This window comes from Streptomyces sp. SAT1 (genome assembly GCF_001654495.1).
GTDB classification, from domain to species: Bacteria; Actinomycetota; Actinomycetes; order Streptomycetales; family Streptomycetaceae; genus Streptomyces; species Streptomyces andamanensis.
In genome coordinates this window covers 2,967,538-2,981,753 of sequence record NZ_CP015849.1, presented here as the reverse complement: position 1 = coordinate 2,981,753, position 14,216 = coordinate 2,967,538, and the positions used below count along the sequence as shown (strand labels likewise).

Sequence of the window (14,216 nt, the reverse complement as noted above, 5' to 3'; positions counted from 1 at the left end):
GCGGTGGAGTGAGCTGGCGCCGCGACCGCCGAATTCCAAGAGGGTACGGTGGCTGTGTCAGTTGCTACAAAGGGGGTTCTTTGGAAGCGGAATTGACGGCACTCGCTGCCGCAGGCGCTACGACTTTCGTGCAGCAGATGGTGGCGGACTCGTGGACAGCAGCTCGTGATCGCATCGTCTCGTTCTTCTCGCGCGGCGGCAGTGAGGGGGGCGTGATCGCGGGAGAGCTAGAGACCTCGCGCGGAGAGCTGGCGTTGGCATTGGAGGCTGGCGACGAACAGACCGCCTTGGATGTCGAGGCGGAGTGGCGTACGCGATTGCGGCGCACCCTGGCGGGCAGTCCGGCTGCTGCTGCCGAACTGCGAGAAGTGATTGAAGAATTCGCGTCGGGGTCCAGCGATCGACAGACAGTGGCTGTCCACAACACGATCAGCGGAGGCGTGCAGCATGGCACGGTGGTTCAGGCTGGCACCGTAGGCTCCCTCAACTTCGGTACACCTCCTACTCAGGGGTGAGGTGAAGACGCTGTGTGGCGCCACAAGCGGGCGGCGCCACACCTGCATTCCTTCAGAAGGGGCGCCAGCCGTGCCGCTCGCCGCCGCTCCTGATGTCCGCCACACGGTGCGCGAACTCCGCTGCGGCCTGCTCGTTCGCGGCGGCCCGGCGCCCCATCCAGAGCGTCATCCTCAGCCCACGGAGGCCTTCCCGCCCTCCGCCCGCCAGGACGCCGGCGGCCTCCATTTTCTCCAGCGCCTTCGTCACGGTCGGACGTGACACTCCGAACCGTTCGGCCAGTGCGGAAGCGCTCGGAAACGATTCCCCTCTTCGAGGCCCTCAGTCGTGATGAGTTCTGCCAACCTCTGATCGAGCGGGCGCCGGTCGAGCAGCTTCCCCGCGCGTACGACTCTCCACCGCGCACCCGGCACTGGTTCGGCCACGCCCTCATGGCGCAGCAAGCTGAAGGCTCGCAGCGCTACTTCCCGGGAGACCTTGCGGCTACGCATGACCTCAGCAAGCGATGGCAACAGGGTCATGGTGGGGTCGCCTTCGATGCACTTCTTCACTGATTCGACGATCTTCAGAAGGGTTCCTCTAGGACTGGACTGCTGTGGCACCTGCCTCACTTCGCCTGGTATAGCACCAAGAGCTGCATGTGCCTGTCCGTTCCTGAAGCCGGCCCCTTCACGTTGACCCCCCGGGTGCCCGACTATCAGTTGCTATGTATACGCACGTAAAGCGCGATCGGCTCTGAATCAACTGTGGTGAGGCGATACGAAGCCTCGTCATGAACGCCACCCAGCAAGTAGCTTTGAGGCCTTTGCTCGAACCCGCCATGATGGGTGCTCGTCATGCAAACGGCTGATAGCTTGTGCCATCTGCTCGGGGAGATCCGTGGAGTTTTCCAATTCACGCAAGACGAAGAGTGGAGTAAGCAGACCATCCTCTTCGGTGAGTAGTTCCCCTAGGCGGGCCGTAGCCACTGCAGCGAATTCTCCACGGTCGGTAGCTACATGGGACAAAAAGCGGGCCGCATGAGACTTTGTCAAGATGTCGGACTCGTGGCTCATTTGCAGAGCGAGCGGCAATAGCCAAGGCGCTGTAGCCCGTCCCGCTAGAGACTCCAACGTTCGAGGTGCTTCTCTGCGCGCCTTCAAAGCAGTGTGGCCACTCAGCCTGGCCAGTGATGCAATAATTCTGGCGTCGTCGAGCAGGTTGTATGAGATCAGGAACCTCAGAGCTGCGGGGTAAGGCACAACTGGATCATCCCAGAGAATCCCTGCATCGCTGCTCTCCAAAAAGCGATCGATATTTGCGCTGAACATTACACGAGTTGCGTTTGGCATCTGTGGCTTTTCACGCGCCAAACGATCCAACGCGGCAGTGCGTTCGAGCCTAGGAAGTGATTGGGAAATGAGGAACGGGGCCAGGCTTTCCCACAAATGGCTTGCTCTTGGGTACTCCACGAGCAGCATCGCCGCGATGTCTGCCGCAGAGCGAGTACCGAGCGAGAACATGCCGCGGGTCACGGATTCGCGCATCTCGTTCAGAGTGGCGCTCACCTGATCCACAGCTCCGAGTAGCTCCGTGTCCGTAAGGCGAGCGGCATCATTTCGCAATCCAGTGTTCAGTCGCGTGGCAATCTCGTTGAGTCCAGAAGGCCCTCCTTCGTGCGGTATCGTGAGCCCAAGTGCGAGCGCGACCGCTTCTGCGGTATTGCCGAAAAGTTCGGTATCCACGTCGGCCAGCCACTCACCCCACTGTGATCTGATGGAATCCGGAACGTCTTCCCAAGGCAATTCATTGATGGCTTTTGCGACGTTCGAATCGAGCAACTCGGTATGTCGCCGTACGTCTCGCACTTCTCTCAACAGAAGCGCAGCAATTGCCTCACCCTTATGGCATGTACTCGCCAGCGCCGATGCTGTTCGCCAGGCAACACCACATCTGTCGATGCGGTGCTGCGAAGCGCCGACCACATTCGGGGGGCCTCCTGCGGAAGCCGAGGCAAGAACTACCTCTAGAGCCTGCTCCGCTTCTGACGGAGACATCAATTCGGCAGCCGCTCGCAAAACGACTAGCTCAGGCACACGCAAACGCTGCGGTGTAGACCTTCGAAGAAGAATTTGGCGTGCATCGCGACTGAGGGCCGAAAGTGGCCCTGCAGCCCGAAGGCGTTCTAGAGCTGATTCCAGCTCTCTGGTGGCCCCAGCCTGCCGCAAAAGGCGGATACTTACATGGAGATTATCAACGTCCGCTCCTTCGGCATACTGAACTAGACGCAGAGTAGCGAGATCTTTCCTCGCTCGATAGACTTCGCCATGACCAAGTAGCTCTACTGCGAGAGTCTCGTGAAAGAGGTCGGGCCTTGACCTGCCGACAACCGTCGCATTGGTGAAGTGAGCGGTAAAGCTATTCCTGACTTGTCGAGCATATACCGATGCACGTTCAGTTGAGATCCTGAGCATTCGCTCGGACAAAGGCATCTTCAATCGATTCATGCGGCCAGGAAATGACTCGAATGGCCTGCGAGTGTCATACTCGTAGGGCGTTAGGCTCCACGTAGACCGCTTCATAGAATAGATTATCTTCTCAAGCGCAACCTCAGAAGTGCTGCTTGCTCCTGGCCCCATGGCAAAGGCGGGCAGCTGTGTTGTGTTCACATCTTCTAGCAGGCGAGCCGCATCAAAGACGTCATCGATGTAGTCCAACCCTGCATCGCGACGGCGAAGGGCGCGTTGCTGCGTCAGGATGGCTTTAACTAGCCTTCCTGATGGACTCCGGTCTTCGAGGTCAATCATCTCACTAAGAAGTGAATCGCACGCGTCGTACTCCTCCATCTCTGCTGTTGCGAAAGCGGCGAGCAGTGCTAGTGCTGCAGAACGGGCCATGTCTTCACTGCGGTGAGAGAGTGCTTCCCGCATGAGACCCTCTGCCCCTTCGGAGACCGTCTCCGGACGCAATATTTTCTCTGCGTAAGACACGGCTGCGTCATGTGATGGCAGATCCCTGGTAGAGATCCCCCAGTCGCCACCAATAAGGAGTGCTGCTAGCTGCCCTGCTGGTTCTCGGGAGTATTCTTCGTCACTGAAGTTCGGGTGAATGGCGACGGTGTGAGGCTGAAGCACGGCAGCAATCCACGCGAGGTTCATACGAGATCACTTCCTTCCGTTCCGTATGACATCTCTGAAGTGCTTCGTGGCCAGCGGGCAGGATCGCGGTCAATCATCACTTCAGCCCAAGCGGCAAGCAGGTCTGAAAATTCTTCTGGTGAGGCCACCCCCTCAATGCTTAGTGATCGATAAGGGGGGTCTGGCAGCCACGATTGCACAACGTCCCTTGCTCGCTCGTGAGCTGCGCCAATCGCTACGATTAGCAACATCAAGCCATGCTGGCGCTGATGTTGCGCGAAAGAACCCCTGACAACTGCCTCGCAGCGCTCGTCTCTGTTCATGATGTTCTCAGTAGCATGAACCGAGACGAGGATGTCAGTTTCACGATGTGAAGAGGTGACCGTAGAGTTGCGGCAGTCAGAGACCGAGATCTCGTCTGAAGATGCGAGGGCCAAGGCCCTGTTGTATGCCTGCTCCCAGGTGACTTTGATGTCGTCGCTGCGTAGTTCTGTAACGAGGACCGGAGCGCGAGGACCAGGTCTAACTTTGAACTTTTCTGCGTGATGGGACTGGCGGCGCCATGCCCGCCTTATGTCACCAGATTGCTTGACAATCCTCAAGAGACGAAGATGTTGTTCTTGATTTATTCTATCGGGCTTGGCGATTGTGTGATGATTTCCATTCAGTCTGAGGCGTTGCTGTTCTGGAACACCGAACAAGCCGCTCATTTTGGAGACGACCCGGTCGCCACCTGCCATGGCGGAGTATCGTGGAATCAAGAACTCGCGGTAACCCGCAGAGGCGGCGGTTCCGAGACTCTCTACGCGGCTACTGAAGAAAGACTCAGCCGCTAGAAGTTGGGGGGACTTATTACGTAGCCACTCGATTTCTGGTATGAGCTGCCTCAAGGCGCCCAGGGCTATCCCTGCTCCCAGCCTAGGTGCCGCAAGAACGAAAATGGCGGCTATTGAAGTGACTTCCGGCGCCCCTGTTCCCAGTTGGTTCAAATACTGCTGAACTGCTGATTCGACAACAAGGCCCCCCAGGCTGTGCGCAACAAAATAGACATCAGTGTAGCCGTGTTCTTCAGTGAGGCTCCTGATCCAGTCAGCAAGTTGAGCCGCAACGAACGGAAGGTCGGCTCCGGACTTCCTCGTTCGCCAGGCTTTATTAAAGCTTGCATAGCTAAAGATGATGACATCAAGAAGCTCGGCAGAGCTCTGTTCGAAAACGAACTCTGGCCACATACCCCACGTGTCATACCCGTCGCCGCCGAGCCCGTGTACGAAGACGACCGCCGCAGTTGCTCTTCTGCCGGGGCGAACATGCACGTTCAAGCCGGTGTGGTCGAAATCGCCGGCCAGGAATTCAGACTGCTTAAGGATGCGTGGCAAAGTTCCCCCGGCTCTGCGTCAGCAGATTCCGACTGGTTTCACAGCCACCTTCAGGTCGCACGTTGCCGTAGGTTAAAGTGGTTACGTTGCGCAAGGTGCTCGTGAGGTAGGCGAAAGTATAGCCGCGCATGGTGCTCGTGTCCTGCGGCTCCATGAGGGCGCCCAGTGCCGCGCAGTGGGCCAGACATCGCCTTGGTTGCAGTGCTGCTCAGGCGGTTGGGGCGCCCGTGTGGCTGGCAGTCCCCTCTAGGCCGTGGCTGGGCCGCTCGAGGGCAGCCAGCAGTGACCGCCAGCGACCAACAACGACCAAGAGGGCGCGGTCGTCGGCCGCGCCCTCTTGGTCTATTCGCCCAGCTACACCCACGTATCCAGCCACATCCGCGCCCGCCACTCCTCCATCGGGATCGCCGTGCCCGTGTACAGGGGCCAGAAGTAGATGAAGTTCCAGGCGATGAGGAGGACGAGGACTCCCGCGCCGGTGGCGCCGGCCACGCGGCGGGTGTCGGTGGCGGTGGGGGGGCCGAGGAGGGCGCCGACGAGGTGGGTGACGGCGAGGCAGAGGAAGGGGACGAAGACGACGGCGTAGAAGAAGAAGATGGTGCGTTCCTGGTAGAGGAACCAGGGGAGGTAGCCCGCGGCGACGCCGCAGGCGATCGCGCCCGCGCGCCAGTCGCGGCGGAAGAACCAGCGCCACAGGACGTACACGAGCGCGGCGCAGGCCGCCCACCACAGCATCGGGGTGCCGAGGGCGAGGACCTCGCGGGCGCACTTGTCGCCGGCGTCGGCCGGGCAGCCGGCGGTGCCGGGGGAGGGGGACTCGTAGAAGTAGGAGACCGGGCGGCCGTCGACGAGCCAGCTCCACGGGTTGGACTGGTAGGTGTGCGGCGAGGACAGGCCGACGTGGAACTTGTAGACCTCGTGCTCGTAGTGCCACAGGCTGCGCCACCAGTCCGGGAAGAGCCAGGACCAGGAGCTGCCGCGGCCGTCCGTGGCCGCCCAGTCGCGGAAGTAGCCGCCGGTGCCGTCGGTGGGGGAGAAGATCCAGCCCGCCCACGACCAGATGTAGGTGACGATGGCGACCGGGACCGTGGCGAGGAAGGCCCAGCCCAGGTCGAGGCGGAGGACGGCGCGGTAGGGGCTGCGGGCGCCGGCCGTGCGGCGGGCGGCGACGTCCCACAGCACGGTCAGCACGCAGAACGCGGCCATGACGTACAGGCCGTTCCACTTGGTGCCGATGGCCAGGCCCAGCATCAGGCCCGCCAGCCAGCGCCAGGGGCGCGCCCCGAGGCGGAGGGTGTCCGCGACGTCCGCGTCGGGCCGGGCGCGGCCGTCCGCGCCGACGGGCAGCGCGGCGGCCAGTCTCGCGCGGGCCCGGTCCCGGTCGACCAGCAGGCAGCCGAAGGCGGCGAGCACGAAGAACATCAGCACCCCGTCGAGCAGCGAGGTGCGGCTCATCACGAAGTGCAGTCCGTCCACCGCCATCAGCGTGCCCGCCAGGCAGCCGAGGAAGGTGGAGCGGAACAGCCTGCGGCCGATCCGGCACAGCAGCAGCACCGAGAGCGTGCCCAGCAGCGCGGTCATGAAGCGCCAGCCGAACGGGTTGAACCCGAACATCAGCTCGCCCAGCCCGATCACGTACTTGCCGACCGGCGGATGCACGACGTACGCCGCGTCGGCGGGCACGGGGACATGGCCGCCGGTGCTGAGGATCAGGTCGTTGGCGTTCTTGTCCCAGTTGACCTCGAAGCCGCGGTGGACGAGCGCCCACGCGTCCTTGGCGTAGTACGTCTCGTCGAATATCACCGCCTTCGGGCTGCCCAGGTTCCAGAACCGCAGCACCCCGGCGAACAGCGTGACCAGCAGCGGGCCGCCCCACTCCGACCAGCGGGCCAGACGCGCGCCGGCGGCGAGCGGGACGCCGAGGGCCGTCCACAGCCGTGCGCCGGGCCGGGCGAACGGCGGCACCAGGCGCTCGCGCACGTCGGCTGCGGGCCCCGCCGGCTCCCCCGTGCGGCCGAAGCGGCGCAGCCGCCGCTGCCACTCGGGGCTCCGGTCGTCCGGGGCCAGGTCCTGCCGTGGGTCCGTGGAGGACGCGGTACTGGTCACCGCGCCATCGTAGGGAACCGCGCTGTGCGAGTCCCGTGCATGGGCTCCGCCGGGCGTACGCGGTGCGCCGGGGAGGGGGGTCCGGCGGGTGGGCGAGTGCCGGGGGCAGGGGTGTCCGGCGGGCGGGCGAGGGGCGGTCGCCGTGCTTGAGAGGATGGGGGCGTGACAGGAACCCTTGTGTTGGCCGGCACCCCCATCGGCGACGTCCAGGACGCGCCGCCCCGGCTCGCCGCCGAGCTGGCCGAGGCGGACGTGATCGCCGCCGAGGACACCCGGCGGATGCGCCGGCTCGCCCAGGCGCTCGGCGTGACCCCGCGCGGGCGTGTCGTGTCGTACTTCGAGGGCAACGAGTCCGCCCGCACCCCGGAGCTGGTCGAGGAGCTGACCGGCGGGGCGCGGGTGCTGCTGGTCACCGACGCGGGCATGCCCTCCGTGTCCGACCCGGGCTACCGGCTGGTCGCGGCGGCCGTCGAACGGGACGTACGGGTCACCGCGGTGCCCGGACCGTCCGCCGTGCTCACCGCGCTGGCACTGTCCGGGCTGCCGGTGGACAGGTTCTGCTTCGAGGGCTTCCTGCCCCGCAAGGCGGGCGAGCGGCGCTCGCGGCTGCGGGAGGTCGCCGCCGAGCGGCGCACCCTCGTCTTCTTCGAGTCCACGCACCGCATCGAGGACACCCTCGCGGCGATGGCCGAGGAGTTCGGCGCCGACCGGCGGGCCGCCGTGTGCCGGGAGCTGACCAAGACCTATGAGGAGGTCAGGCGCGGCGGGCTCGGCGAGCTGGCCGCCTGGGCGGTGGAGAACGGCGGGGTGCGCGGCGAGATCACCGTCGTGGTCGAGGGCGCGCCCGAGACCGGGCCGGCGGAGATCGGCGCCGAGGAGCTGGTGCGGCGGGTGCGGGTCCGCGAGGAGGCGGGCGAGCGGCGCAAGGAGGCCATCGCGGCGGTCGCCGCCGAGGCCGGGCTGCCCAAGCGCGAGGTGTTCGACGCGGTGGTGGCGGCCAAGCACTCCGGCTGAGGTCCCCGAAGGGACAGCTGAGGTCCCCGAAGGGACAGTCGAGGTACTCGCAGGGACAGGTGAGACCGAAGGGACCTGTGGGGCGTCGGCGCGGTGCTCGCGGTTCGGTTGCGCCGGGTGAAGCGCGCGGCCGCGCCTTGACGGCGGCGGGTGCTGCGAGATCTTGCTCACACCCCCTCTGAGCAGGGCGTATCTCCCATGAGCGCGCGCCCCATGCGGGAGTAAAGCGGCGTTTCGGGAACGCAAAGCGAGACCGGCCGTTCAGGGGAGCCTTGGGCAAGCAACCCCCAAATCGGATCCAACACTCGACAGGCCCGGTGCGTTCACGCTGGTGGAGGCGTCAACTGGAGGAAGGGACGCACCGTCCCCACGTCCAGCGGACACGAGGAGCTGGCATGAGCGAGATCGCAGGACAGACCGGCCACCGCGGTACGGCCACCGCCGTCGTCAACGAGTCGTACTCCTTCGCCTGCATGCGCTGCGGGCACGGCTGGGAGCAGTCGTACGAGATAGAGCACCACACGGACGCCGACGGCGGCGAGTTCGTGCTGTACGTGGCGGAGGGCCGGGTGGTGCCGTCGCCGCTGACGAAGCCCACCTGCAAGAACTGCGACGGGCACGTCGTCCGCATCATGAGGGCCGGGCGGGTCTCGTCCGCGCAGAGCCATCTGCACGAGCGCGAGCACCACCCCCGTCAGCAGCAGTCGCCCGCGGGGCCCGCGACGGGTCCGGGATCCGGGTCCGGGTCCGAGTCCGCGCCCGGGGAGGAGGCGGCGGACCGGAAGCCGGACGGGGAAGGCCAGGGGGACGCGGTCGGCCACGAGCACCACTGGCACCTGTCCGACCTGCTGCACCCGTTCCACCGCAAGGCCGGCTGACGGCACCGGCGCCCGGGAGGGGCGCGCGCCGACGGATCCGCGACGGCACGCCTCTTTCGATGGCACGCCTCTTTCGATGACACGCCCCTTTCGGCGACACGCCCCTTTCGTAGGATCGGGGCATGTCCTCGAAAGCCCACAGCGGCGACGCCGGCAAAGCCGACAAGAACACCGCGCCCCCGCTCCCCGAGCCGCTGCGGATACCGGTCGCCGACTCCCACACCCACCTCGACATGCAGTCCGGCACGGTCGAGGAGGGGCTGGCCAAGGCCGCCTCGGTGGGCGTGACCACGGTCGTCCAGGTCGGCTGCGACGTGCACGGCTCCCGCTGGGCCGCCGAGACGGCCGCGGCGCACGCGAACGTCCACGCGGCGGTCGCCCTCCACCCCAACGAGGCGCCCCGGATCGTCCACGGCGACCCGGACGGCTGGTCCCGGCAGGGCGCACGGCGGCCGGGCGGGGACGCCGCCCTCGACGAGGCACTCGCCGAGATCGACCGGCTGGCGGCGCTGCCCCAGGTCAAGGGCGTGGGCGAGACCGGCCTCGACTTCTTCCGCACCGGCCCGGAGGGCGTCGCCGCGCAGGAGCGGTCCTTCCGCGCCCACATCGAGATCGCCAAGCGGCACGGCAAGGCGCTCGTCATCCACGACCGGGACGCCCACGCCGACGTGCTGCGCGTCCTCAAGGAGGAGGGCGCCCCCGAGCGGACGGTGTTCCACTGCTACTCGGGCGACGCGGAGATGGCCGAGGTGTGCGCTCGCGCGGGCTACTTCATGTCCTTCGCGGGCAACGTCACCTTCAAGAACGCCCAGAACCTCCGGGACGCCCTCGCCGTCGCCCCGCTGGAGCTGGTCCTGGTGGAGACCGACGCGCCCTTCCTCACCCCGGCGCCCTACCGCGGCCGGCCCAACGCGCCCTATCTGGTGCCGGTGACGGTGCGTGCGATGGCGGCCGTGCGCGGCACCGACGAGGACACGCTGGCCACGGCGCTCGCCGCCAACACCGCCCGCGCCTTCGGCTACTGACGCCGCAGACGCGCACCGGCGCGCACCGGCGCCCGTCGTGCACTGAGCGTAGTCGCGTCGCTTTGGAGAGTGACGGGCGCTCCGCTAGGTTCTGGGGGCCCGATCAGGTACCGGGACCCGGCCGCCCCGGGCCCGGACCTCGGCCTCCAGGAGTGTGTCGGTGTGAGCAGATCGCCGTACGAGACGTACGAGGCGTACGCGCGGTACGAGGAGACGTACGGGACGACGTACGCGCCCCACGCGCCTCACGCGCCCTACGAGACATACGAGACATACGGACACGGAGGGTCAGGGGCGTACGGAGCGGCCGTCCTGCCCGAGGAGGTTTCGTCCCCGTACGTGCCCTCGCCCCCGTATCAGGACACCTACCGGCCCGCGTACGAAGCCGCCGCCGAGCGGTCCGGGGCCCGGCGGCCGGCCGTGCAGCCGGTGCTGCCCCGGCAGGCGACCGGTCCGGCCGCACCCGTCGTACAGGGCGGCACCGGCGGGCGCCGGCGGGCGCGGCGGCGCGGTCCGCGGCCCGCGCGGCTGCCGGAGACCGGAGGGCTGCGCAGGCTGCTGCCGCAGGCGCTGGTGGTCGCGTTCCTGGCCGGGGGCACCACCGCGTTCGTCGCCCACGACAAGGCGGTCGAGCTCGATGTCGACGGCAGCCCGCGCAATCTGCACACCTTCGCCGACGACGTGACGGAACTCCTCGCCGAGGAGGGCCTGCGGGTCGGCGCGCACGACACCGTGGCCCCGGCCCCCGGTACGGCGCTCAGCAGCGGTGACGCGGTCGAGGTGCGGTACGGGCGCCCGGTACGGCTCACGCTGGACGGGCAGCGGCACGCGGCGTGGACGACCGCGCGCACGGTCGGCGGAGCGCTCAGGGAGTGGGGGGTGCGCGCGGAGGGCGCGTATCTGTCGGCGGCACGCTCCCAGCGCATCGGACGCACCGGGCTCACGCTCGACGTCCGCACCGAACGCGCCGTCACCATCATGGCGGACGGCCGCCCGCGCACCGTCCGCACCAACGCGGCGACCGTGCGGGAGGCGGTCGAGGAGGCCGGGGTCACGCTGCGCGGCCAGGACACCACCTCCGTTCCGCAGGACAGCTTCCCGCGCGACGGGCAGACGGTCACCGTGCTGCGGATCACCGGCGGACGGGAGGTGCGCGAGGAGCAGATCCCGTTCGTCGTGCGCCGGGTCGCCGACCCCGGGCTCTTCCGCGGCACCGAGGTCGTGGAGCGCGCCGGGCGGCCCGGGGTGCGCCGGGTCACGTACTCCCTGCGCAGCGTCAACGGCGTACGCCAGCGGCCGCGGCAGCTGGCGTCGGAGGTGGTGCGCGCGCCGCGCACGCAGATCGTGAAGGTCGGCACGCGGCCGCATCCGCCGTCGGTGCGCGGCGCCGACGGGCTGGACTGGCAGGGGCTGGCGCAGTGCGAGTCGGGCGGCCGCCCGGACGCGGAGGACCCGTCCGGCACGTACGGCGGCCTGTACCAGTTCGACCAGGACACCTGGCACAGCCTCGGCGGCGCCGGCCGTCCCCAGGACGCCCCGCCCGAGGAGCAGACGTACCGCGCCAAGAAGCTCTACGTGCAGCGCGGCGCCGCCCCCTGGCCGCAGTGCGGGGACCGGCTGCGGTCCTAGCGGCCGGGGCGCCGCCGGGGTGCGGGCGGCCGACGGAGCAGGTGCCCGCGCCCCGTACCCTGGTGCGGTGAGCAGCCCCCTCCCCGACGCCCTGCTGGGCCCCGCCGACATCCGCGAGCTGGCGGCGGCCCTCGGTGTCCGCCCCACCAAGCAGCGCGGCCAGAACTTCGTGATCGACGCGAACACGGTCCGCCGTATCGTCCGCACCGCCGACGTCACCTCCGAGGACGTGGTCGTCGAGGTCGGGCCGGGACTCGGCTCGCTCACGCTGGGCCTGCTGGAGGCCGCCGACCGGGTCACCGCCGTCGAGATCGACGACGTGCTGGCCGCCGCGCTGCCCGCGACCGTCGCCGCCCGGCTGCCCGAGCGCGCCGACCGGTTCGCGCTGGTGCACTCCGACGCGATGCATGTCACCGAGCTGCCGGGGCCCGCCCCGACCGCGCTGGTGGCGAACCTGCCGTACAACGTCGCCGTGCCCGTGCTGCTGCATATGCTCCAGACCTTCCCGAGCATCGAGCGCACCCTCGTCATGGTGCAGGCCGAGGTCGCCGACCGGCTCGCCGCCGACCCCGGCTCGAAGGTGTACGGGGTGCCGTCCGTCAAGGCGAACTGGTACGCCGAGGTCAAGCGGGCCGGTGCCATCGGCCGCAATGTCTTCTGGCCCGCGCCGAACGTCGACAGCGGCCTGGTGTCCCTGGTCCGCCGCGCCGAGCCGCCGAAGACCACCGCGACCAGGCGCGAGGTGTTCGCGGTCGTCGACGCGGCCTTCGCGCAGCGCCGCAAGACGCTGCGGGCCGCGCTCGCCGGCTGGGCCGGGTCCGCCGCGGCGGCGGAGGCGGCGCTGGTGGCCGCCGGGGTGTCGCCGCAGGCCCGCGGCGAGTCGCTGACCGTGGCGGAGTTCGCGCGCATCGCGGAGCACGGGCCGCGGGCGCCGCACCCGGAGCGGCAGGGCTCCGAGCGGCCGTCCGCCGAGCAGCAGCCCGAGTAACGACCGTCCGGCAGTACGGGCGGCGCCCCGAGCGACGGCCCGCGGAACACAAGGAGCCCGGAAACCAGTGAGCGTCACCGTCCGCGTCCCCGCCAAGGTCAACGTCCAGCTCGCGGTGGGCGCGGCCCGCCCCGACGGCTTCCACGACCTGGCGAACGTCTTCCTGGCCGTCGGCCTGTACGACGAGGTCACCGCCACCGAGGCCGACGAGCTGCGCGTGACCTGCGCGGGCCCGGACGCCGGCCAGGTCCCGCTGGACCGTACGAACCTGGCCGCCCGCGCCGCCGAGAAGCTCGCCGAGCGGTACGGCCGCAGCCCCGCCGTCCATCTGCACATCGCCAAGGACATCCCGGTCGCCGGCGGCATGGCGGGCGGCAGCGCGGACGGCGCGGGCGCCCTGCTGGCCTGCGACGCGCTGTGGGGGACCGGCGCCTCCCGCGACGAACTGCTCGGCATCTGCGCCGAACTCGGCAGCGACGTGCCCTTCAGCCTGGTCGGCGGGGCCGCGCTGGGCACCGGGCGCGGGGAGCGGCTGACGGCGCTGGAGGTGGGCGGCACCTTCCACTGGGTCTTCGCCGTCGCCGACGGCGGGCTGTCCACCCCGGCGGTCTACGGCGAGTTCGACCGCCTCAACGAAGGCGTACGGATCCCGGAACCGGTCGCCTCCGACGCCCTCCTGGCCGCTCTCGCCAAGGGCGACCCGCACGCCCTCGCCGCCACCCTGGCCAACGACCTCCAGCCCGCCGCCCTCTCCCTGCGCCCCTCCCTCGCCGCCACCCTGGCCGCAGGGCGCGCCGCCGGAGCCCTGGCCGGCCTGGTCTCCGGCTCGGGCCCCACGACGGCCTTCCTGGCCCCCGACGAGCAGACCGCAGCGCGCGTCGCCGACGCCCTCCTCGCCTCGGACACCTGCCGCGCCGCCCGGGTCACGCGGTCCCCGGCGGCGGGAGCCGTGCTGGTGTGAGGGGGCTCAGATCCGGTCGAAGGCTGTCAGGTCGATCTCGATGTCATAGGGCACGGTGACTTTGATCTGGTCCCGGTGCATCCCCATGTGCACGTACGACCTGGTGAGGGGATCGAGCTCGTAGACGTGGACAACCGGGCCTCCTCCGCTACCGCCTCGTTCGACGCGCCAGTAGTTGGGGATTCCCGCTGACGCGTACTTGTACGGCTTGGTCGTGCGGTCGCGGGACTCGGACTCCGGGGAGACGACTTCGACAGCGAGGACCACGTCCTCGGCCTTGTACCGCGTCCTGTCGGTTCCCGCTCCTGCGGCGCGGAGCACGCTGACGTCGGGTTCGGGCGCGTTGCGATCGTCCAGTACCACGGTCATCTCACGCCGGACCCGCAGATCCTCCGGGGCGGTGCATCGCAGCCCGGTCACCAGCAGGTCCATGACGACGGTGTGGAACTCCCGCTGCGGACTCACGAAGATCAGGCTCCCGTCGAGCAACTCGGTGTGCGGCGGGAGTCCGTGCAGAGTGAACAGGTCGTCCACGGTGTAGCCGTCCAGCGGTGGCAGCGGCCAGTGGCCGTACTGCTGCACAGGCTCGGCAGTCATAGTTCCTCCCATG

At 68.3% G+C, this 14,216-nt stretch carries 11 protein-coding genes; 7 read left to right on the top strand and 4 right to left on the bottom strand.

All coding sequences use genetic code 11. The features are described 5' to 3' along the window. Window positions 1–137: 137 nt before the first annotated feature. Window positions 138–515, top strand: coding sequence for a hypothetical protein (locus A8713_RS32180; protein WP_237305543.1), 378 nt, complete (start codon window positions 138–140; stop codon window positions 513–515). Between the two features lie 768 nt (window positions 516–1,283). On the opposite strand, the gene A8713_RS33550 is transcribed toward A8713_RS32180, so the two are convergent. From A8713_RS33550 to A8713_RS12845, 3 genes are all read right to left on the bottom strand, one after another. Continuing rightward, on the bottom strand, window positions 1,284–3,650 hold the full coding sequence (locus A8713_RS33550; protein WP_159393087.1) for a hypothetical protein: 2,367 nt from the start codon (window positions 3,648–3,650) through the stop codon (window positions 1,284–1,286). Then, a complete protein-coding gene (locus A8713_RS32170) occupies window positions 3,647–5,005 on the bottom strand; it encodes an alpha/beta fold hydrolase (RefSeq protein ID WP_079158937.1) in 1,359 nt (452 codons plus the stop codon). Before A8713_RS32170 ends, A8713_RS33550 begins: the two co-directional genes overlap by 4 nt. Before the next feature lie 354 nt (window positions 5,006–5,359). Next, window positions 5,360–7,111, bottom strand: a complete 1,752-nt coding sequence (locus tag A8713_RS12845; RefSeq protein WP_064533600.1) for a dolichyl-phosphate-mannose--protein mannosyltransferase — start codon at window positions 7,109–7,111, stop codon at window positions 5,360–5,362. Between the two features lie 162 nt (window positions 7,112–7,273). Between A8713_RS12845 and rsmI the strand changes: the two genes are divergently transcribed. The 6 genes from rsmI (at window position 7,274) to A8713_RS12815 (ending at window position 13,606) form a co-directional block, all read left to right on the top strand. Then, a complete protein-coding gene (gene rsmI / locus A8713_RS12840; protein WP_064533599.1) occupies window positions 7,274–8,125 on the top strand; it encodes a 16S rRNA (cytidine(1402)-2'-O)-methyltransferase in 852 nt (283 codons plus the stop codon). A gap of 395 nt (window positions 8,126–8,520) precedes the next feature. Then, on the top strand, window positions 8,521–9,003 hold the full coding sequence (locus A8713_RS12835) for a hypothetical protein (RefSeq protein ID WP_064533597.1): 483 nt from the start codon (window positions 8,521–8,523) through the stop codon (window positions 9,001–9,003). 122 nt (window positions 9,004–9,125) lie between these two features. Further along, the gene (locus A8713_RS12830) at window positions 9,126–10,028 is read left to right on the top strand and encodes a TatD family hydrolase (RefSeq protein WP_064533595.1); all 903 of its coding nucleotides are present in this window, start codon (window positions 9,126–9,128) and stop codon (window positions 10,026–10,028) included. Between the two features lie 162 nt (window positions 10,029–10,190). Further along, a complete protein-coding gene (locus A8713_RS12825) occupies window positions 10,191–11,657 on the top strand; it encodes a resuscitation-promoting factor (protein WP_064533593.1) in 1,467 nt (488 codons plus the stop codon). A gap of 67 nt (window positions 11,658–11,724) precedes the next feature. Beyond that, a complete protein-coding gene (gene rsmA, locus A8713_RS12820; protein WP_079158936.1) occupies window positions 11,725–12,645 on the top strand; it encodes a 16S rRNA (adenine(1518)-N(6)/adenine(1519)-N(6))-dimethyltransferase RsmA in 921 nt (306 codons plus the stop codon). 67 nt (window positions 12,646–12,712) lie between these two features. Next, entirely contained in the window at window positions 12,713–13,606 is an 894-nt protein-coding gene (locus A8713_RS12815) for a 4-(cytidine 5'-diphospho)-2-C-methyl-D-erythritol kinase (protein WP_064533591.1), read from the top strand. A 6-nt stretch (window positions 13,607–13,612) separates the two neighbouring features. Here A8713_RS12815 and A8713_RS12810 read toward each other — a convergent pair whose 3' ends face one another. Beyond that, entirely contained in the window at window positions 13,613–14,203 is a 591-nt protein-coding gene (locus tag A8713_RS12810) for a Uma2 family endonuclease (protein ID WP_064533589.1), read from the bottom strand. Window positions 14,204–14,216: the final 13 nt, after the last annotated feature.

Coding starts and splice junctions, on each gene's coding strand:
- A8713_RS12810 (WP_064533589.1), bottom strand. CDS start 14,203: ATGACTGCCGAGCCTGTGCAGCAGTACGGCCACTGGCCGCTGCCACCG.
- A8713_RS33550 (WP_159393087.1), bottom strand. CDS start 3,650: ATGAACCTCGCGTGGATTGCTGCCGTGCTTCAGCCTCACACCGTCGCC.
- A8713_RS12830 (WP_064533595.1), top strand. CDS start 9,126: ATGTCCTCGAAAGCCCACAGCGGCGACGCCGGCAAAGCCGACAAGAAC.
- A8713_RS12835 (WP_064533597.1), top strand. CDS start 8,521: ATGAGCGAGATCGCAGGACAGACCGGCCACCGCGGTACGGCCACCGCC.
- A8713_RS32180 (WP_237305543.1), top strand. CDS start 138: ATGGTGGCGGACTCGTGGACAGCAGCTCGTGATCGCATCGTCTCGTTC.